A 20,118-nucleotide genomic window follows, 5' to 3' on the forward strand; every position below is an offset into this window, starting at 1 on the left:
TCAGGCGTAGGACAGCGCCTTTTCCTCCAGCAGTTCCTGATACAGCTCGGTCCACTTGCGGCCCATTTCGTCGGCTGTGAATAACTGCCGGTAACGGGCTTCAGCCTTGACGCCCATTTCGGCGGCGCGGGTCGGGTTTTCCCACAGGGTGCGCATCGCTTCACGAAACGCCTGTGGATGACTCGGCGGCACCACCAGCCCGGTTTCGTTGTGGATATTGATGTAGCTGGTGCCGGTGCCGATCTCGCTGGAGATCATCGGCTTGCCGTACATCGCACCTTCCAGCAGCGAAATGCCAAACGCTTCCGAGCGCAGGTGCGACGGGAAGACGATGGCGTAGCTCAGTTGCAGCAGGGCGACCTTGTCTTCATCGCTCACCCGCCCAAGGAAATGAATGTTGCGCAGCCCCAGCGCCGCGGCCTGGGCGTGCAGTTCCTGTTCCAGCGGGCCGGCGCCGACGATCACCACCGGGTAGTCCACGTCTTTCAAGGCTTCGAGCAGGATGTGCAGGCCCTTGTAGTAGCGCATCACCCCGACGAACAGGAAAAACTTATCCCCAAGCTGCTGGCGCCAGCGGTTCATGCGCTCGACGTCGGGCTGTGGATAACCGGCCTTGTTCAGACCGTAGGGGATGACGCGGGTCTTGTCCTGGAACTGCTGCAACACATCGCTGGTGTGCAGGTAATTCGGCGAGGCCGCGACAATCCGGTCGGCGCTGGCGAGGAAGCGGTTCATCAGCGGGCGGTAGAGCTTGAGCAGGTTCTTCTGGCGAATGATGTCCGAGTGGTAGGTCACCACACTCGGTTTGTTCATGCCGCTGGCGAAATGCACCAGGTCCATGAACGGCCACGGGAAGTGATAGTTGATCACGTCGGCTTCGGCCGCCAGTTCGCGAAACTGCTTGAACACGCTCCAGGAAAAACCGGTGGAGGCGAACTGAATGTCGAGCCTGGCGCGATGCACTTCGTGCTGGCCCAGTTGCAGCACCGCCGGCTCGGGATTGGCGCTGAGGGTCAGCACCTGGCCTTCGATACCGTGCTGGGCGCCGCTTTCGCAGAGCTGGAAGATTACTTGCTCGATGCCACCGACCGAGTCAGGCAGGTACGTCTTGAAAAAATGAAGAACTCGCATTCAACCTCCCAAAGCCTGGCGGTAGGCGCCGGCCGTGGCCTGCGCGCAACGCTTCCAGGAAAAAAGCCGTGCCTGCTGCAATCCGGCTTCCCGGCATGCCTGCCAATGCGCTTGATCGTCGATCAGGCGGCTCAGCGCATCGCGCAAACCGTCCGCATCGTCAGCTTCAATATAGTTTCCGGCAGCCCCCGCCACTTCCGGCATTGCCGATGAGCGAGTGACCACCACCGGCGTGCCACTGGCCATCGCTTCCAGCACCGGCAGGCCAAAACCTTCATACAACGAGGGAAAAACCAGCGCCCGGGCGCCGGCCAGCAATTGCGCCACCTGCTCATCGGGCAAGTAGCCGAGCAGGCACACATGACCGTTGGCCAGGGCCTGACGCAATTCGTCACTGAACTGTTCGCGCTGCCAGCCGGCCATGCCGACGATCAACAGCGGGAAGCGCTGGCGCACGGCTTCGGGCAATAGCGCGTGGGCGCGCAGGGCCAGGCTCACGTTCTTGCGCGGCTCCAGGGTGCCGACACACAGGAAATACTCCCGCGCTTCCACGGCATGGGCCTTGAGCACGGCGTCGATGGCTTGCGGCTCCCGTGGATGAAAGCGCTCGGCGACACCCAGGGGCGCCACCACGAAGCGTTCGGCGGGCAGCCCGAAATAGTCTTGGGCTTCGTCAGCGATGGCTTGCGAGTCGGTCAGAATCACCCGCGCCTGCCGGATGCCGTCGGCCAGTCGCCGCTCGATTTCCTTGAGCCGCGCCTGCGGCTGGGTGTCCGGGAAATGCAGGTGCGTCAGGTCGTGCAGGGTGATCACGGTCGGGCCCTCGAAGGCCAGCGGCCACAGGCTCGGTTCGTGGTACAGGTCGATGTCGGACGCGCGGCCCTGATCGAAGCGTTTCTGCTCCAGCCAGCGGCGTGCCTGATAGGCACCGGGGATCTTGCGCAGCATCGGGGTCAGGCGCGAGTAACCGGGCATTGCCGCTTCCGGCAGCTGCGAACTCCAGCCCCAGCCGTGAAACAGCGCCACGTCGATATCGGTTTCGGTGTGCAAGGCGTTCACCAGTTCGGCGACGTAGTGACCGATCCCGGTGCGTGGCGCCTGGAGAATCCGCGCGTTAAGGGCTATGCGCATGGGACCTCGCTTGCGTCGCAGGCGCTTGCAGCACATGGCGTGCGGTGCGTTCGGCCAGTTGCTGACTGGCTTCGCGCCAGCCGATCCATTGCCAGTCGGTCACATCGCGGGCGGCAGGGAATTGGCCGCTGCGCTCGAAGGCCATGACCAGCTCGGCGAGTTGTTGCGGATCGTGCAAATCGAAATAGGCCATGAACTCACCGCCGATCTCACGGAACACCGCAATGTCGCTGCCCATGGCCGGCAATCCGCGCTGCATGGCCTCCACCAGCGGCAGACCGAAGCCTTCGACGAAGGACGGGAACACCAGCGCGCTGGAATGGGCATAGGCGTGTTCCAGGCTGGTGTCGCTCAGGTCGTTGAACATGAACAGGCGCCGGTTCAGTTCGGCGTGGTTGCGCACCCGGGCGAGCAGGGCGTCGCACTTCCAGCCGATGCGTCCGGCGATGCACAGGCGTGCGTTCGAACCGGCCGCCCAGGCGCGCTCGAACGCATCCAGCAGGTAGTCGTGGTTCTTGCGCGGTTCGATGGTGCTGACCATCAGGAACACTGGCTCCGGTGTGGCGAACAGACGTTCCAGACGCGGCTCGACAGCGGCCTCGACGCTCTGCAGATCCAGCTCCGATCCCAGGTGGAAGTAGTCGAACCAGCGTTTTTCGACCTGTGCCGAACCGAGGCGGCGCTGCACTTCCTCGCGAACCTGATCACGCACGGTAGCGGAAATCGCCAGATAGCCGTCGGCGGTACGGGTAATCCAGTCGAACCATTCGCTGAAAACCTGCACCAGCCGCGTGTCGTAAAACTGCGGATGAGTCAGGGGAATCAGATCGTAGATCACCGCAACGATGCCCACGCCTTCGCGTTTGAGTCGTTCGGCATGCAGGAAAAAGTCCGAGTGCCAGGACGAATCCAGCAACACCAGTTGATCGCCCGGCCGGTGTTGCAAAGGCTCGCAGCGCTGGGGCAACTGATAGCTGTTGACCTGCTCGACCAGCCGCAGCGGGATGCCGAACAGACCGAACGAAGCCAGACGATAGCCGACGTATAGGGCACGTCGTGTCAGTTTGCTCCGGCAACGGCTGTCGAGGCGCTGATGCAGTTGCCAGAAACGATGGGCCAGGCGTTCCAGGCGCTCGCCGAACGTGACGATGGCGTTGAACAGCGGCGAGTCCAGTGGCGCCAGGCGCGTCACGCGGTACAGCTTGCCCTTGAGCAGGACCACCGGCACACACTCGACACCTTCCGCGCTCGGCGGCAATTGTTTGATGACATTGCGCACCACCCGCTGAATCCCCGAATTGACTTTCGGGTGCCGGAACACGTGGGTGCATTCGACCAGCAGGCGAGTCATGGCGCACGCTCCGCGAGGGCTTCAGTGCGCCGGGTGATCGATGTTCTGGCTCCGAGCCACGAGCAGCCGACGAAATCTTCCTGACGGTTATTGATCACGTGGAACACCAGCCCGTAGTCGCGCCATTCGAAATTGCGGTCCAGGTGCGAGTCCAGCCGTGAGAGGCTCAGGGCTATAGAGTAGTTGCCCTTGCCCAACCCCATCACGAAAGCAAAGCGGTAGGTGATGCGCTCGCCTGCGTGCAGGTCTTCCAGAGCCTGGTTCTGGCGATGGGTGTTGATCCCGTACATGGCCTGACCGAGGCGATCCTTGATCATGAAGCCCAGCACCAGCCGTTCGATGTCCTGACGGACTTCGACCTGCACCTCCAGCACCACCGCCTGGCCGACTTCGGCGGCGTCGATGGAGCGCTCGTGCTCATCGAGCAGGCGCACGCTGAGAATGCCGGCCTCGCCGGTGCCGGACACGGTCTGTACCTGGCCGCCGGGCAGTGTTTCCTGGCGCACCGTCTGGCCTTCGCGCTCGGCGAGCAGGGCGTTGTAGTAATCCATGACCGCTTCGGGCTTGTCGTGCATGGCCATGTGGCCACCTTCGAGCAGGATCGCCGAGTCGCAGATCGACTGGATCGCCGAGCGGTCGTGGGACACGATCAGCAGCGTGGTGCCGGCCTTGCGGAAGCTGCGGATGCGGTCGAAGCTCTTGTGCTGGAAATACGAATCGCCCACCGACAGCGCTTCGTCGACGATCAGGATGTCCGGGCGGCGCGCGGTGGCGACACTGAAGGCCAGGCGCATCTGCATGCCGCTGGAATAGGTGCGCACCGGGTGATCGATGGCCTCGCCGATTTCCGCGAAGCGTTCGATGTCCGGCATCAGGGTTTCGATCTCTTCGACCTGCATGCCCAGCAGTTGCCCGGCCATCACGGCGTTCTGCCGGCCGGTGAAGTCCGGGTGGAAGCCCATGCCCAGCTCCAGCAGTGCCGCGACCCGGCCTTGCAGCTGAATCTGGCCGCAGGTTGGCTGGGTGGTGCCGGTGATCATTTTCAGCAGGGTGCTTTTGCCGGCGCCGTTGACCCCGACGATGCCCACCGCTTCACCGGGAGCGATCTCGAAATTCACATCCTGCAGCACCCAGTGCTGGCGATGACGCTCTTTCGAAAACGGGATCAGCCATTCGGCCAGGCGACTCCAGCGGGTGGGGTACTGCTTATAGGCCTTGCCCAGGCCTGTGACGCGTATGTGCCCCATCAGAGTTCATCCACCATTTCGCCGACCCGCCGGCGGAACAGGCGCAGTCCGATCACGCACAACAGCAGGCCGATCACGAAGACCGGCAGCAGCGAGCTCCACACCGGCCATTGACCGTAGAGAAACAGGTTCTGGTAACTGCCGATCAGGTTGGTCAGCGGATTGAGTTGCAGCAGGCGCTGCACCCACTCGGGCAGGATGCTCAGCGGGTACACGATCGGCGTCAGCCAGAACCAGAATTGCAGGCAGATGGCGAACAATTGCCCGACATCGCGAAAGAACACGTTGAGCACGCCGAGGATCATGCCCAGCCCGGCGCAGAACAGCACTTGCAGCGCCAGCAGCGGCGCCAGTGCCAACAGCGCCATACCCGGCCAGCGCCCGGTGATCAGCAGGAAACCGAGAAACAGGCCGATGATGATCGCGAAATTGATCCCGGCGTTGAGCAGCACGATCACCGGCAGGCAGAGGCGCGGGAAGCTGATCTTCTTCAGCAGGTTGGCGTTCTCCAGAAACATGTTCTGGCTGCGCAGGGTGATTTCCGAGAACAGGCCCCAGGTCAGCAACCCGGCGCACAGGTAGACGCTGTAGGCCATGCCGTCGTCCACGCCGGGCAGACGGGCACGCATGATGTGAGAAAAGATCACGGTGTAGACGATGATCATCGACAGCGGGTTGAGTACCGTCCACAGCGCGCCGAACAGCGAATTGCGGTACCGCGCTTGAAACTCCCGCTTGACGCTACCGAGGATGAAACCCCGGTAGTCGTGCAGCGAGCGGTACAGGGAAAGCAGCATTCACACCGTCCTGCCGTATTGGTCTTCGAAGCGGACGATGTCGTCCTCTCCCAGGTATTCGCCGCTTTGCACTTCGATGATCACCAGATCGATCACGCCGGGATTTTCCAGACGATGCTTGTGGCCGGCGGCGATGAACGTCGATTCGTTCTTGGCCACCAGGGTCGTGCCGCTGCCGTTGTTGGTGACCTTGGCCATGCCTTCGACCACCACCCAGTGTTCATTGCGGTGATGGTGCATCTGCAACGACAGCTTGCCGCCAGGCTTGACCACGATGCGCTTGATCTTGAAGCGCGGGCCTTCCTCGAGCACGGTGTAGGTGCCCCACGGACGGCTGACCGTGCGGTGCAGGCGATAGGCTTCGTGGGACTTGTCCTTGAGCTGCTTGGCGACCCGCCGCACATCTTGTGCGCGGTCGGCGTGCGCGACGAGAACCGCGTCGGCGGTGTCGATCACGATCAGGTCTTCCACACCCACGGCGGCCACCAGCCGGCCTTCGCTCTGGACGAAGTTGTTGCGGCTGTCGATGAAGATTGCTTCGCCGCTGGCGCGGTTGTTGTCGGCGTCGGCCGGCACCAGCGCGGCGACCGCACCCCACGAACCGATGTCGCTCCAGTCGAAACCGGCAGGCACGACCGCGACCTTTTCCGAGCGCTCCATCAGTGCGTAATCAATGGAAATGTCGGTGATTTCGGCGAACAACGCCGCAGAGAGTTCCTGTTGCAGGTAACCGGTGGTTTCCAGCGGCTCACTCGCCGCCATGCAGGCGCGGGTTTGTTCCAGCAGCTCGGGGGCGTGCAGTTGCAATTCGGCGATCAGGGTCGCAATGGAGAAACAGAACATCCCCGAATTCCACAGGAAATTGCCGCTTTCCAGGTAGTGAGTGGCGGTTTGCAGGTCGGGTTTTTCCACGAAGCGCTGCACCTTGGCTGCGCCTTTTGCATCCAGCGGGGCGCCGGTCTCGATGTAGCCGAAGCCGGTTTCCGGGGCGGTCGGCACCACGCCGAAGGTCACCAGATAACCATCCTTCGCCAGGTTGACCGCGTGTTCGACCGCACGTTTGAGTGCGTCTTCGTCGACGATCAAATGGTCGGCGGGCATCACCACCATGATCGCCGCATCGCCATGCAGGGCTTGCAGCGACAGGGCCGCTGCCGCGATGGCCGGCGCGGTGTTGCGCCCGGTGGGCTCGAGCAGGAAGTGCCCGCGATGCCGCGACAGTCGCGCGGCCTGATAGTGATCCTTGCTCTGGAAGTAGTACTCGCGGTTGGTCACCGTGACGATGTCGCCCCAGCCGTCCAGCAGGCCGGCGGCGCGCCGATAGGTCTTGCCCAGCAGTGACTGGCCGTCGGGCAGGGTCATGAACGGCTTCGGATGGCCCTCGCGGGATACCGGCCACAAACGCGTACCGGCACCGCCGGACAGAATCACGGGGATCAGCATGGCCTACTCCTTGGCGACGCGTTTCATGTCCGCATCCATCATCATGCGGATCAGGGTGTCGAGGTCGGTCTTCGGTTTCCAGCCGAGTACGCGCTGGGCCTTGGCCGGGTTGCCGAGCAGCACTTCGACCTCGGCCGGGCGGAAGAATGCCGGGTCGATCTTCACGTAGTCGCGGTAGTTGAGACCCACGTGATCGAAGGCGATGCGGCACATCTCGCGCACGGTGGTGGTGACGCCGGTGGCGACCACGAAGTCGTCAGGCTTGTCTTGTTGCAGCATCAGCCACATGGCTTCGACGTAATCGCCGGCAAAGCCCCAGTCGCGCTTGGCGTCGATGTTGCCCAGGGCCAGTTCCTGCTGTTTGCCCTGCTTGATTCGGGCGGCGGCGTCGGTGACCTTGCGGGTCACGAATTCGATGCCGCGCAGTGGCGATTCATGGTTGAACAGGATGCCGCTGCTGGCGTGCAGGTTGAAGCTTTCGCGGTAGTTGACGGTGATCCAGTGGCCATAGAGTTTGGCCACGCCGTAAGGGCTGCGCGGGTAGAACGGGGTGTTCTCGTCCTGTTGCTCGGCCTGGATCAGACCGAACATTTCGCTGGTGGACGCCTGATAGAAGCGCGTGTGCGGGCTGAACTGGCGGATGGCTTCAAGCAGGTGAGTCACGCCCAGGCCATCGACGATGCCGGTGGTCACCGGTTGATCCCAGGACGCGGCGACGAAGCTTTGTGCGGCGAGGTTATACACCTCGTCCGGCGCCGACTTGATGACTGCGCGCTGCACCGAGCAGGCGTCGGCCATGTCGCCGTCCAGGTACACGATGTCGCCTTCGACGCCCATTTCCCGCAGGCGCCATCGCGAGTCGCTGCTGCGTCGCGCCACCAGGCCGTGAACCTTATAGCCCTTGTCGAGCAACAGTCTGGCCAGATAGGCGCCATCCTGACCGGTGATCCCTGTGATCAATGCACTTTTTGTCATTCTTGTCGTACTCGCTTCTCCCAGTCGGACAGGATCGCCCGCAGGGATTGTTGTATAGAGATTTGCGGCGTCCATCCTGTGGTCCGGGCGAGCCGTTGATGGCTGCCGCAGACGCGACGCTGATCCGCGCGGCGCATGCGCGCCGGATCCTGAACCAGTTGCAGCTCGACCTCGGCCAGGTCGCCCATCTGCTCGATGAGGCTGCGAATGCTTTGCTCATGGCCCGAGCAAATGTTGTACACCTGTCCCGGCGTGCCTTTTTCCAGCAGCGCGAAATAGGCCGAAACCACGTCGTCGACGTCGAGGAAGTCCCGGGTGACATCGATGTCGCCGACTTCCAGTTGCGGCGCTTGCAGCCCCTGCTTGATGCGGTTGATCTGCCGTGCGGCGCTGGCGATCACAAAGCTGTCTTTCTGCCCGGTACCGATGTGGTTGAACGGACGCGCCACCAGCACTGGCCAGCTTTCGCTCAGGCCCCATTGCAGGCTGAGGAATTCGGCGGACAGTTTGCTCACGGCGTAGGGATTGCGCGGGCAGGGCGGCTGTTGCTCGGTGATCGGCAGTGCGGATTCGTCGACCTGACCGTACACGTCGCCGGAACTGACGTACAGGAACGGGCCCTTGAAGCCTCTGGCCTTGAGCGCCTGCAACAGATTCAGGGTGCCGAGCAGATTGATGTCGAAGGTGCGGGCCGGATCGCGGAACGCCTCGGGGACGAAGGTCTGGCCGGCCAGGTGAATGACGGCGTCAGGCAATTGCGGCCACAGGTCGACAAGGCTTTGCGGATCCGTCAGGTCATAAGGTGAAGCGGCAGGCAGCAGTTCCCACGCCGAGTCATCGAGCATCAGGCGCGACTGGATATGTTGTCCCACGAATCCGCTGAGACCCGTGATGAACAGACTTCTTTTCAAACAGCGACCCCTTGGTCTTTAACTCTCACCTTTTCCCACAGGCTTGAATGGGGAATGTCTGTCAGACCGTGTGTAAGTTTCGGTCGGAAGACGGGTGAAGTCGTTGTTGTAGTTGTTTGGCTGCCAATCTGTGCCAATTGCGCGGCAATTTCAACCGACCAAACCGTGACCGGTCAGTTCTCGTCAGCGTAGCCCGGTTTTTCTCGCCGGGCGGTTCACGAATCCCGAACGGATGTGTTTAGAATGCCCCTCGTCGCGGTTTGCCGAGCGTTGCCGGAGTGGTAGCGCGGCACGGTGAAACTGACCACTAAAACAAGAACGACGACGTGCTTCGGGACACAGGATGATTGTCGGCCATGCCGACCCGATCCGATGCCTGGCCGTCATAGCGTGAGGCTGCCGGGATGGTGGCCGCACCGTGGGATGCCATGAATTTCATTCTCTACTCGGACGTCAACGACCGCTCCATCAGCCAGAGTCTCGGGCGTCCCGAATACAGCTATTACTTCGTGCTCAAGGCCTATCGCCCGGTGCTCGAAAGTCTGGGCCGGGTGCATGTGGTGTCCACTCGCGCCGAGGTCGATCCACTGTATCGACAGCTGTTCGCTGCCGGCGAAAGCAGTGTGTTCCTGTCCTTTACCCCGCCGCAGAATACCCCGACCGATCTGGAATGCCCGACGATCTGCGTGATTGCCTGGGAGTTCGACTCCATCCCCGATGAGTCGTGGGACGGTGATCCGCGTCAGGACTGGACACAGATGCTCGCACGGCAAGGACGGGTCATCACGTTGTCGAGCCACACCGCCCGGGCGATCCGCCGGGCCATGGGCGAAGACTTTCCGGTCCTGGTATTGCCGACGCCGCTGTGGGAAAACTTCGCGGCCATTCGTGAGCAACAGGTCAGCACGCCGATCAACCCCGGAACCACGCTGGCGATCAAGGGCTGCATTTTCGACAGCCGTATGCTGGGACTCTGTGCCGATGACTTGCTGCCCAAACCGCTGACCGCCGAACAACTGGCCGATATCGAGGCACGGCGCCCGCCACCCCTGACACTCAAGCGCCGACTGGTCATCGCCCGCCATTACCTGCGTCTGTGGGCGTTGAATCCGAGCGATCAACCCGAGCCCATGGCCCGCGTGAAATACCTGCACCACGGCTACTGGGAAGGCTTTCGCGATCTGTTTTCGGACAAGGTCCATGCCTGGCTCGAACGGCACCTGCCGAACATTGCCGGTCCCCATGAAGTGGCGGTGGACGAACCGCCGCTGGAACTGCCGGACACTTCGACAGTGGTGGAAACCACCGTCGATGGCGTGATCTACGTCACTGTGTTCAACCCCAAGGATGGCCGCAAGAACTGGCATCAACTGATCACGGCGTTCTGCTGGGCATTTCGAGAAACGTCTGACGCGACGCTGGTGTTGAAGATCACCCAGAACGATCTGGCGTCCTACTACAGCGAACTGATGACCCTGCTCGCGCAACTGACACCGTTCGCCTGCCGGGTGCTGGTGATGCATGGCTATCTGGACGATCCGCAATATGCGCGGCTCTACCAGGCCGCCAGTTTTTACGTCAACGCGTCACGTTGCGAAGGCCTGTGCCTGCCGCTGATGGAGTTCATGTCCAGCGGCAAACCGGTGATTGCTCCGGATCACACGGCGATGGAGGACTACATCGACGACGCGGTGGCCTTTGTCGTCAAGTCCAGCGAAGAGCTGACGATCTGGCCCCAGGACACCCGCATCATCTATCGCACCCTGCGTCACCGGCCGGACTGGGGCTCGCTCAAGAGTGCTTACGAGAACAGTTACCGGATGGCCAAGGCGCAGCCGCAGGACTATCGCCGAATGTCGGTCGCCGCTGTCGAGCGAATGCACGACTACTGCTCTTTCGCCCCGGTACAGCAGCGCCTGGCGGACTTCTTCGGCCTGGTGCCGGCGGCTGCCGATGACGCCCCCGTGACGGACAACGCCCCATGCTGATCATCATTCATTCGGAAACCAACCAGCACACCATCGCGCAGAACCTTGGCCGTTCCGAGTACAGCTATTACTTCGTGCTCAAGGAATACCGCCCGGTGCTCGAGCGTCTCGGGCGGGTGGTGGAAGTGACGGACCCGGCCCATGAAGTCGACGCGCTGTACCTGGAATGCCTGGCCCGTGGCGAACCGTGTGTGTTCCTGTCGTTCTCGCCGCCCCATCGAACGCCGATTCATCTGGCTTGCCCGACATTGCCGGTGTTCGCCTGGGAGTTCAGTACCATCCCCAACGAGCCTTTCGACGGCGAACCACGCAATGACTGGCGCACGGTGCTGAGAGCCTGCGGGGCGGCAATCACCCATTCCAGCTACACGGTCAACGCGGTGCGCGAGGCCATGGGCGCCGACTACCCGATTGTCGCGGTGCCGGCGCCGGTGTGGGACCGCTTTGCCGCCCGGGGCGCCCAACTGCAAGGCCAGCCCTCGACCGGGCCGGTACGTCTGAAGATCAAGGGGCTGGTGGCCGACAGTCGCCAGCTCGATCTCGACGCCTTCGGCCCGAAGCCTCTGCGCCGCGGCAAAGGCATCGACTTCGAGGCGCCGGTCCGCGAGCAGGAGCTGTTGCTGGACGGCGTGGTGTACACCTCGGTGTTCAACCCCGGTGACGGGCGCAAGAACTGGGAGGACATGCTCAGTGCATTCTGCGTGACGTTCCGTGAGGTCGAAGACGCCACGCTGGTGCTCAAGCTCACCCACCACGATGCCGAAGAAGCCCTCAGCGACATCCTTCATCACCTGTACAAAAACCGCTCCTACCGCTGCCGCATTGTGTTGATCTACGGCTACCTCGCGGATGCGGACTACGAGCGCCTGGTGCAGGCCACTCGTTATGTGGTGAACACGTCCTACGGCGAAGGCCAGTGCCTGCCGCTGATGGAGTTCATGTCTTGCGGCAAACCGGCGGTGGCGCCACGCACCACGGCGATGATCGATTACCTGAGCGAAGACAATGCGTTCCTGGTCGAGTCCACCGATGAACTCACCGCTTGGCCTCACGATCCGCGCAAAGCGTTCCGCACGCTGCGCTACATGACCAACTGGGCGTCCGTCTGCGTCGCCTATCGCAACAGCTACGAGGTGGCGAAACACCAGCCACAGCGTTACGCGCAGATGTCGGCTCAAGCCGTCCTGAGCCTGCAAGGGTTTTGCAGTCAGGCTGTGGCCGAGCAGCGTTTGCGGGACTTTCTCGCGCAACTGTTCGAGCATCGCGCAATGGCGGTCGAGGCTTCCGGCTCATGATCCGCGCATTGATCAGACGCCTGCGCCCGGCGGCGCAACCCGCGCCAGTGCCTGCCCCTGAGCCTGTCAGCGAACGTGGTTCACCGCGGGATATCGGCTTGCTCGACGCGATCCTCGATGGCTGGTTTCGCGCTGACAGCGGCGAGTTGCTAAAAGGGTTCGCCATCGGTGCGGACGATACCTTGCTCGATGTCGGTTGCGGTGAAGGTGTGGCGACCCTGTTCGCGGTGCGTCAGGGGGCGTCGGTGATCTTCACCGACAGCGAGCTCGACAAGGTCCGTGAACTCGCCCGGCAGGTCGAGGCGCAATCGACCCGGACGAATCTGGGCCTGGTCAGCAACAGCCTGCCATTGCCTCTGGCCGATGGTTGCGCCAGCAAAGTGGTGTGCATGGAAGTGCTCGAGCATATCGACGAACCCGAACCGTTCATGGCCGAACTGGTGCGCATGGGTCGTCCCGGTGCTCAGTACCTGCTGAGTGTCCCGGCCCCGGTGGGCGAGCATCTGCAAAAAGGCATCGCCCCCGCCAGTTACTACCAGTCGCCCAATCATGTGCAGATTTTCACCCCCGAGCGGTTTGCCGCGCTGGTGGAGGACGCCGGGCTGGTGATCGAGCATCGTCAGGTCAACGGATTCTTCTGGGTGATGGGCATGATCTTCTTCTGGGCCAGCGAACGGGCGGCCGGTCGCGATCTGGAAGGCGCGGTGCGTGACCGCATCCAGGCGCCGTATCCGCCGTTGATGGAAAGTTGGGCGCGCACCTGGCAAGACCTGCTGGCGCTGCCCGACGGGCCGGCGATCAAGCAATTGCTCGATCAACTGATGCCAAAGAGTCAGGTGATCATCGCCCGCAAACCGCTGCAAACCGCTTCGTCCACCGCCGAACCTCTTTCTGGAGCCACCCCATGTTGAGCCTTTTGAAGAAACTCACGGCGACGACGCCTGCACAGCCTATCGCGCCAGTGGTCGAGGAGGTCGACACGTTCCAGCTCGGCTTGCGCGATGCCATGCTCAGCGGCTGGTTCAACCATGACACCGGCGAGCTGTACAAAGGCTTCACGGTAGGCCCCGAGGACACACTGGTCGACGTCGGTTGTGGCGACGGCGGCAACATGCAGTTCTGCGGGATGCGTGGGGCGCGGATTATCGTCGCCGACATTGACGCGGCGAAGATCGAAGCCGCCCGCCAGCGGCTCAGCGAAACCTCGGCGCGCAGCGTCGAATACCATGTCACCGACGGCAATCCGCTGCCGATCGCCGATGGCACCGCGACCCGCGTGGTATCCACCGAGGTGCTTGAGCATGTCGACGATCCGGCACAGTTCCTCGCCGAACTGGTGAGGATTGGCCAGCCGGGCGCCCTGTATCTGCTGAGCGTGCCGCATCCAAGCTCCGAGGATGTACAGAAAGGCATCGCCATGCCTGAGTATTTCGAAAAGCCCAACCACATTCGCATCATCAGCGAAGACCAGTTCAAAGCCATGGTCAGCGAGGCGGGCCTGGAGATCGTCAGTCACAGCCAGTACGGCTTTTATCGGTCACTGTGGATGTTGCTGTTCTGGGAAGCCAAGGTGGATCTGAGCAGCCCCGATCATCCGTTGCTCAATCAATGGACCAAGACCTGGGAGGCTGTGCTCAATTCGCCGCGCGGCACTCAAATCAAACATGCGCTGGACAGCGTCATGGCGAAAAGTCAGGTCATCATCGCCCGTAAGTCATAGAGCGCATTTTTCCGGGAGCGGCCGCGCTCCCGCCGGTTTTGTGTAACCTTGCAGCCTTGTGTTGCCATGGATTTGCATGTCATGCGGTTTCTCTTCGGGCTGTCAGCAATGCTTGCGGCAGCCCTGTTGCTTTCTGCCTGCGAGCGTCAGGACGCAGTACCTCTCGATCAACAACTGTACGTCTGGCAACGCCAGTGGACGCCGGCTCATGAGGCGGCGCTCAAGGGCAGCCGCGCGGATTTCTCGACCCTTCGGGTACTGGCGTTGCAGGCTTTCCCACAAGCAGGCTGGAGCCGTGCACGGATCGATCCGCCGTTGCTGAAGAGCGATGGCCGGCCGCTGATTGCGGTGATTCGCCTCGATGGCCAGCTCAAGGCGCTGGATCAGGAGCAGGTTACGGCGCAGATACTCCAGGTCATCGATGGCTGGCAGAGCCAGGGACTCACGCTGTCCGGGGTCGAGATCGACCACGATGCCGGTAACGCGCGACTGCCGGCCTACGCTGACTTCCTGACTCATCTGCGTACGGCTTTGCCGCAATCACTTCCCTTGAGCATCACTGCGCTGCCGGCCTGGCTCGACAGCCCGCAATTGCCGGCGCTGTTGGCGACGGTCGACAGCAGCGTGCTGCAGGTACATGCGGTCAGCGATCCGCGACGCGGTCTGTTCGACCCTGAGCAGGCGCGCAACTGGGCGAAGCGCTGGGGGAGGGTCAGCGATAAACCGTTCTACCTGGCCCTGCCGGCCTACGGTGTGGCGCTGTTGCCGGACAGTGGTGGTGCGCCGGTGGTGGAAAGTGAGGTGACGCTGGAGCGAAGCGGGGAACGCCGTGAATTGCTGGCCGACCCGCAGCAACTGAGCCGACTCGCCACAGAGCTGCGCGAGGATAGACCGGCGCACCTGGCCGGGCTGATCTGGTTCCGCCTGCCGCTGACCAATGACCGCCGTGCCTGGAGCCTGACCACTTTGCGTGCGGTGGCCCTAGGCGATGCACTGTCCAGCAGACTCGACGTGAACTTCAAGGCGCAGGACGGCCTCTACGACATCACGCTCGGCAACGCCGGTAACCTTGATAGCCCCTGGCCTGCGCGCTTGCAGGTCAAAGTCAGTGGCTGCGAAGGCGCCGATGCGCTGGCCGGTTACTCGTTGCAACAGACTGCGGATCTGCTTACCTTCACCCGCTTGCGCGACGGCCGATTGCCGGCGGGCGGGCGGCGTGCGATCGGTTGGGCACGTTGCGCAAATATTGATCAAGGAGGTTCGCATGTTGACCCGTAACTGGCCCCGCCATCTGCTTTGCCTGAGCCTCAGCCTGCCGCTGGGCTCGGCGCTGGCCTGCGGCCCGGATTTCCCGATGCGTCTGCTCGACGATCGCGGGCAATCGCTGACGGAACTGCCGGAGGGCAACTTCAGGTTCGAGATCAGTCGCCTCGGCAAAGCCATTCCCGGGCTGAAGAACGTTACGGCGGTCACCTACAACCCGGACGACGTCTATGGCGAACCAAAGGAGCCCGCTGAACTGCGCGAGAAGGCCGAGCAACAGGGCCTGAGTGCGGAGCAGCAGGCGCTGGTCAAACAACTGCGCAGCCTCACCGATGCGCGTCAGGTCGAGGAGCAGGGCGCGAGCCTGCCGGCGGAGCTGCGTCTGTATGTGGCGGGCGCCGTGGCGTTCGGCGCTGGCGATCATCAACTGGCCGTCGAATATTTCCGCCAGTTGCTGGCGCTGCCGGCCGATCAACGCGCGCTGCGCAGCACCTGGGCCGCTTATTCGCTGGGACGGGCGTTCTTCGCCATGAGCAGCGAAGCGGGTGATGCGCTCGAGGCGTTGGAAAACGCCATCGAAGCCTTCCGCCAGACGCGGCAACTGAGCATCGACGGTTTCAGCGATCCGCTGGAGCTGGGCGTGGCCAGCCTCGGCGAAGAAGCACGAGCGCTGCGCACGGCGGGCAGTTGGGACAAGGCCATCGAGCTCTATGCCACGCAAAACCTGCATGGCTCGAACGTCGGCTACACCTCGTTGAAGTTGTTGATGAACGATCTGGCCGAAGAACCCGAGGATCGACTGGAAAAGTTGCTACGTGGCAAAGCGGTGCAGCAATTGGTCACCGCCTCGCTGATCAGCCGGATCGGCTGGTCGTTCGGTGATGAGCCGCCGAACGAGAAAAAACTGATCAAGGCGCTGCAAGAGAGCACCCGTGGCAGCCTCGATAACGCGGATCGTCTGGCGGCCATGAATTATCAACAGGGCGATTACGCCAGCGCCAAGGCGTTCCTTGAGCACGCCGGCGACAGCGGCCTGGCGTGGTGGCTGCGGGCGAAACTGGCGGTGCGCGACGGCGATAAAAACGCCGCTGCAGCGGCTTATGCCAAAGCCGCCCAAGCCTTCCCGCAGGACGAGTCCTGGGGCGAGCGGCGTACCGCCGACTGGAATCTTGAATCCCTGCAGCCCAAGTGCCGGGTCGAAGGTGAAAGCGCGATTCTGGCGCTGCAACGTGGCGAGTATCTGCAGGCGTTCGATCAGTTGTATCGCAGCCAGAGCATTTACTGGTTCGACGCTGCAACCGTGGCCGAGCGGGTCCTGACACTTGAGGAGCTCAAACAGTATGTCGATGCCAAGGTCCCGGCGCCGCCCGCGCTGAGCCAGAAGGATCGCGACAATTACGTGCCGCTGCCGGTGGCCGCGAGCCTGCGCAATCTGCTGGGTCGACGCTTGTTGCGTGAGGGGCACTACGAAGAGGCGGTTGGCTATTTCGACAATCCCGATCTGCAACACAAGGCCCGGCTCTACGGCCAGCAACGCCTGAAAGCCGATTCCGCGTGGTGGCCGACCAAGCGTGCCAGTGCGCTGTTCAATGCCGCGTGGACGGCCCGCGAGTGGGGCATGGACATCCTGGGCTACGAAATGGCCCCGGATTACGCGACCTTCGGCGGCAACTACAGCCTGGAAACCCCCGAGCTGAAAGTCGGGCCGCTGGTGAGCGAGGCCGAAGTGCAACGCCAGAAGGCCAGCGAAGCGCAGCCGGATGAGCGCTATCACTACCGCTTCGTTGCCACGGCGTTGGCCAGTCGTGCGGCGGATAATCTGCCGCACACCAGTCAGGCGTTTGCCGCTGTGTTGTGCTCCGCGGCGGGCTGGAACAGCAGCCTGGAAGAGCAAAGCGCGTTATACAAGCGTTATGTCGATGAAGGGCCTTACGTTCCATGGGCTGTGGACTTCGGTCATCAGTGCCCGTATCCGGACTTCGAAAATGCCGATAAGCGCTATGTCACCCAGGTGACCGACTCGGTGCGTTCGACTCTGCGGCCCTACAAGTGGCCGGTGATCGGTGCGATTGTCGCGTTCACGGGCGTTGCGTTGTTGCTGATCAGCCGCCGTCAGCGCAAGGCCCGTAAAACCTAAGCCTGCTGCACGAACGTCAGGCGCACGGCAAAGCCGATCAACAGGCTGCCGAACAACCACTGCTGTACCCGTTGGGCCGTCGGGCTGTGTTTCAGCCAGCGGCCCAGCGCGGTGCCGAGCAAGGCATAGGCGCTGTCGAACAGCAATCCTGCGGCCACCAGCATCGCGCCGAGCGCCGCAAACTGCGTCAGCACCGGTGCGCCATCCGCCACGATGAACTGTGGCAGCAGCACCGAGCAGAACAACAAGGCTTTCGGGTTGAGCAGGTTGGTCAGCAGGCCACGGCGGATCGCTGCGCGCCACTGGCCATGGCTCGCCGTTACGGTGCCGGCGTTCAGATCCGGCAGCAGCGTGGTGCGCAGGCATTGAATGCCGATCCACAGCAAGTACGCTGCCCCGGCCATTCGCACCGCATCGAACGTCGACGGCGCAGCCTTGAACAGCGCCGCCAGCCCCAACGCCGCGAGCGCAACATGACAGCCTCGGGCAATCGCCAGACCCACTGCCGTGGCAAGTGCCGCGCCGCGACCCTGGCGGGCACCGGTCTGCAGCAGCAGGATCATGTCCGGGCCGGGCAGCAGATAGACCACCGCCAAAGCCAGGAAAAACAGCCAGAGACTCGCCATGTCGCACCCCTTTCGTTATCGATTCGGTGCAACCAGTCTATGACTGAGAGGCAGGGCAGGTGCTTGCGTAGTTCGCTTCTATAACCGTTGGGATTGGCATAATCTGCTTTCTTTTTTCGGTTACACCATCAGGATCTGCCAACCATGAAACTCGACGCCTTCGATCGCAAGATTCTCGCTGCGCTGCAACGGGACGGACGCCTGAGCAATGTGCAACTGGCGGACGAGATCGGGTTGTCCGCGTCGCCGTGCCTGCGTCGGGTGCGCATGCTGGAGGAGGCCGGGGTAATTCGCGGGTATCAGGCGAATCTGGATCGCGATGAAGTCGGGCTGGGGCTGACGGTGTTCGTCGGGGTCAAGGTGGAACGGCACAACGATGAACAGGCCGAAGCGTTTCACCGGGCGGTGACGGCGTTGCCGGAGGTGATTTCGGCGTTTCTGGTGTCCGGGGAATCGGACTTTCTGCTGCAAGTGGTGGTGCCGGATCTGCGCGCCTACGACCGCTTTCTCACTGGTTGTCTGCTGAAGCTGCCGGGGGTGAGCGACATTCGCAGCAATTTCGCGATTCACACGGTGAAGACCCCAGGAGCGCTGCCCCTGGGGCACCTACCGTCCTGATACTTCCCGCATTACGCGGGAAGTATCCGCGAAGTGCTTACATTTGCGTTGCCATGCCCTCGACATTCATGGCCGCCTGACGCAGGGCCTCGGAACGGGTCGGGTGAGGGTGGCAGGTCAGGGCGATATCTTCGGCCGATGCGCTGAATTCCATGGCCACGCAATACTCGCCGATCATTTCACTGACGCTCGGGCCGACCAGGTGCACGCCGAGGACTTCGTCGGTGTGCGCGTCGGCGAGGACTTTGGCAAAGCCTTCGGTTTCGTGATTGATCTTCGCCCGGCTGTTGGCGGTGAACGGGAATTTGCCGACCTTGTAGGCCCGGCCTTCGGCCTTGAGCTGCTCCTCGGTCTTGCCGACGCTGGCCAGCTCCGGTTTGGTGTAGATCACGTTCGGGATCAGGTCGTAGTTGACCTCGCCCGCCTTGCCGACGATCTGCTCGATGCAGGCCATGGCTTCGTCTTCAGCCTTGTGCGCCAGCATCGGCCCGGACGTGACATCGCCGATCACCCAGACGCCCGGTGCTTCGGTGCGATGGTGTTTGTTGGCAAGCATGCCGCGTTTGTCGGTGCTGAGGCCGACGTTTTCCAGCCCCAGACCTTGGGTGTAGGGGCGACGACCGATGGCGACCAGCACGTAATCGGCTTCCAGCAGTTCGGCGGTGCCGCCGGCTGCCGGTTCGATGCTCAGTTGCACGCCGTTGGCCGAGGACGTGGCGCTGGTGACTTTTGAACTCAGTTTGAAGCTGATGCCCTGTTTGGTCAGCGAGCGCTGCAGGGTCTTGCCGGCCTCGCCGTCCACGCCCGGGCAGATGCGGTCGAGGTATTCCACCACCGTCACCTGCGCGCCGAGCCGCCGCCAGACCGAGCCGAGTTCGAGGCCGATCACGCCGGCACCGATTACTACCAGATGTCTGGGCACTTCGCTCAAGGACAACGCGCCGGTGGAGTCGAGAATGCGCTGGTTGTCGATCGCCACGCCGGGCAGGGGAGTGGGCTCGGAACCGGTGGCGATGATGATGTCGGTGGCGGTCAGTTCGATCCGGCTGCCCTGATCGCCGGTCACGCTGACTTTTCCGGGACCGTCGATGTGGCCCCAGCCCTTGATCCAGTCAACCTTGTTCTTGCGGAACAGGAACTCGATGCCTTTGGTCAGGCCGGCAACGCTTTCGTCCTTCTGCTTCATCATTTGCGCGAGGTTGAGTGTCGGTTTGACCTCGATGCCGAGGTTGGCAAACTCCGCGCCCATTGCCGCATCGTACAGTTCGGACGCGTGCAACAACGCCTTGGACGGCATGCAACCGACGTTGAGGCAGGTGCCGCCCAGTGTGGCGCGGCCTTCCACGCACGCGGCCTTGAGGCCCAACTGGCCGGCGCGGATCGCTGCGTTATAACCGCCGGGCCCACCGCCCAGAATCACTACGTCATAGTTGCTCATGCGCTTACTCCTGGCTGAAGAATGCGGATCGCTAAAAATTACGTACG

17 protein-coding genes are annotated in these 20,118 nt (G+C 62.6%); 7 read left to right on the top strand and 10 right to left on the bottom strand.

What is annotated here, in order from left to right:
• Genes M5B44_RS20625 through M5B44_RS20660 form a run of 8 tightly spaced genes read right to left on the bottom strand, consistent with a single transcriptional unit; the run spans position 1 to position 8,986 of the window.
• Positions 1–1,131, bottom strand: coding sequence for a glycosyltransferase family 4 protein (locus M5B44_RS20625; protein WP_248740328.1), 1,131 nt, complete (start codon positions 1,129–1,131; stop codon positions 1–3).
• Positions 1,132–2,262, bottom strand: coding sequence for a glycosyltransferase family 4 protein (locus M5B44_RS20630; RefSeq protein ID WP_248740329.1), 1,131 nt, complete (start codon positions 2,260–2,262; stop codon positions 1,132–1,134). It lies immediately after the preceding gene.
• Positions 2,246–3,613 (bottom strand): glycosyltransferase family 4 protein, encoded by a 1,368-nt coding sequence (locus M5B44_RS20635; protein ID WP_248740330.1) that lies wholly within the window; start codon positions 3,611–3,613, stop codon positions 2,246–2,248. Before M5B44_RS20635 ends, M5B44_RS20630 begins: the two co-directional genes overlap by 17 nt.
• Positions 3,610–4,860 (bottom strand): ABC transporter ATP-binding protein, encoded by a 1,251-nt coding sequence (locus tag M5B44_RS20640; RefSeq protein WP_248740331.1) that lies wholly within the window; start codon positions 4,858–4,860, stop codon positions 3,610–3,612. The genes M5B44_RS20635 and M5B44_RS20640 overlap by 4 nt, the downstream gene beginning before the upstream one ends.
• A complete protein-coding gene (locus M5B44_RS20645; RefSeq protein WP_248740332.1) occupies positions 4,860–5,657 on the bottom strand; it encodes an ABC transporter permease in 798 nt (265 codons plus the stop codon). The genes M5B44_RS20640 and M5B44_RS20645 overlap by 1 nt, the downstream gene beginning before the upstream one ends.
• Positions 5,658–7,100: a mannose-1-phosphate guanylyltransferase/mannose-6-phosphate isomerase gene (locus M5B44_RS20650; protein ID WP_134828579.1), complete on the bottom strand. Its 1,443-nt coding sequence runs from the start codon at positions 7,098–7,100 to the stop codon at positions 5,658–5,660. It lies immediately after the preceding gene.
• Between the two features lie 3 nt (positions 7,101–7,103).
• Complete coding sequence (gene gmd / locus M5B44_RS20655) at positions 7,104–8,075, bottom strand: GDP-mannose 4,6-dehydratase (protein ID WP_085708757.1); 972 nt, start codon at positions 8,073–8,075, stop codon at positions 7,104–7,106.
• Positions 8,072–8,986, bottom strand: a complete 915-nt coding sequence (locus M5B44_RS20660; RefSeq protein ID WP_248740333.1) for a GDP-mannose 4,6-dehydratase — start codon at positions 8,984–8,986, stop codon at positions 8,072–8,074. Before M5B44_RS20660 ends, gmd begins: the two co-directional genes overlap by 4 nt.
• Before the next feature lie 428 nt (positions 8,987–9,414).
• Between M5B44_RS20660 and M5B44_RS20665 the strand changes: the two genes are divergently transcribed.
• The 6 genes from M5B44_RS20665 to M5B44_RS20690 all read left to right on the top strand — a co-directional run bounded on the left by M5B44_RS20665 (position 9,415) and on the right by M5B44_RS20690 (position 17,389).
• The gene (locus M5B44_RS20665; RefSeq protein ID WP_248740334.1) at positions 9,415–10,974 is read left to right on the top strand and encodes a glycosyltransferase; all 1,560 of its coding nucleotides are present in this window, start codon (positions 9,415–9,417) and stop codon (positions 10,972–10,974) included.
• Complete coding sequence (locus M5B44_RS20670) at positions 10,968–12,269, top strand: glycosyltransferase (protein WP_248740335.1); 1,302 nt, start codon at positions 10,968–10,970, stop codon at positions 12,267–12,269. The genes M5B44_RS20665 and M5B44_RS20670 overlap by 7 nt, the downstream gene beginning before the upstream one ends.
• On the top strand, positions 12,266–13,180 hold the full coding sequence (locus tag M5B44_RS20675) for a class I SAM-dependent methyltransferase (RefSeq protein ID WP_248740336.1): 915 nt from the start codon (positions 12,266–12,268) through the stop codon (positions 13,178–13,180). Before M5B44_RS20670 ends, M5B44_RS20675 begins: the two co-directional genes overlap by 4 nt.
• Positions 13,174–13,989, top strand: a complete 816-nt coding sequence (locus tag M5B44_RS20680) for a class I SAM-dependent methyltransferase (RefSeq protein WP_248740337.1) — start codon at positions 13,174–13,176, stop codon at positions 13,987–13,989. Before M5B44_RS20675 ends, M5B44_RS20680 begins: the two co-directional genes overlap by 7 nt.
• Positions 13,990–14,070: 81 nt before the next feature.
• Positions 14,071–15,267, top strand: coding sequence for a DUF3142 domain-containing protein (locus tag M5B44_RS20685; RefSeq protein ID WP_248740338.1), 1,197 nt, complete (start codon positions 14,071–14,073; stop codon positions 15,265–15,267).
• A complete protein-coding gene (locus M5B44_RS20690; RefSeq protein ID WP_248740339.1) occupies positions 15,254–17,389 on the top strand; it encodes a hypothetical protein in 2,136 nt (711 codons plus the stop codon). Before M5B44_RS20685 ends, M5B44_RS20690 begins: the two co-directional genes overlap by 14 nt.
• Here M5B44_RS20690 and M5B44_RS20695 read toward each other — a convergent pair.
• On the bottom strand, positions 17,386–18,015 hold the full coding sequence (locus M5B44_RS20695; protein WP_248740340.1) for a LysE family translocator: 630 nt from the start codon (positions 18,013–18,015) through the stop codon (positions 17,386–17,388). The genes M5B44_RS20690 and M5B44_RS20695 overlap by 4 nt on opposite strands.
• Positions 18,016–18,159: 144 nt before the next feature.
• On the opposite strand from M5B44_RS20695, the gene M5B44_RS20700 reads away from it, so the two are divergent.
• Entirely contained in the window at positions 18,160–18,633 is a 474-nt protein-coding gene (locus M5B44_RS20700; RefSeq protein ID WP_007954205.1) for an Lrp/AsnC family transcriptional regulator, read from the top strand.
• 37 nt (positions 18,634–18,670) lie between these two features.
• Here the strand turns inward: M5B44_RS20700 and lpdA are convergent, their stop codons facing one another.
• Entirely contained in the window at positions 18,671–20,071 is a 1,401-nt protein-coding gene (gene lpdA / locus M5B44_RS20705) for a dihydrolipoyl dehydrogenase (RefSeq protein WP_248740341.1), read from the bottom strand.
• Positions 20,072–20,118 lie beyond the last annotated feature (47 nt).

Origin of the sequence: Pseudomonas sp. MWU12-2029, assembly GCF_023242425.1 — a bacterium.
In the GTDB taxonomy this organism is placed as follows: domain Bacteria; phylum Pseudomonadota; class Gammaproteobacteria; order Pseudomonadales; family Pseudomonadaceae; genus Aquipseudomonas; species Aquipseudomonas kribbensis.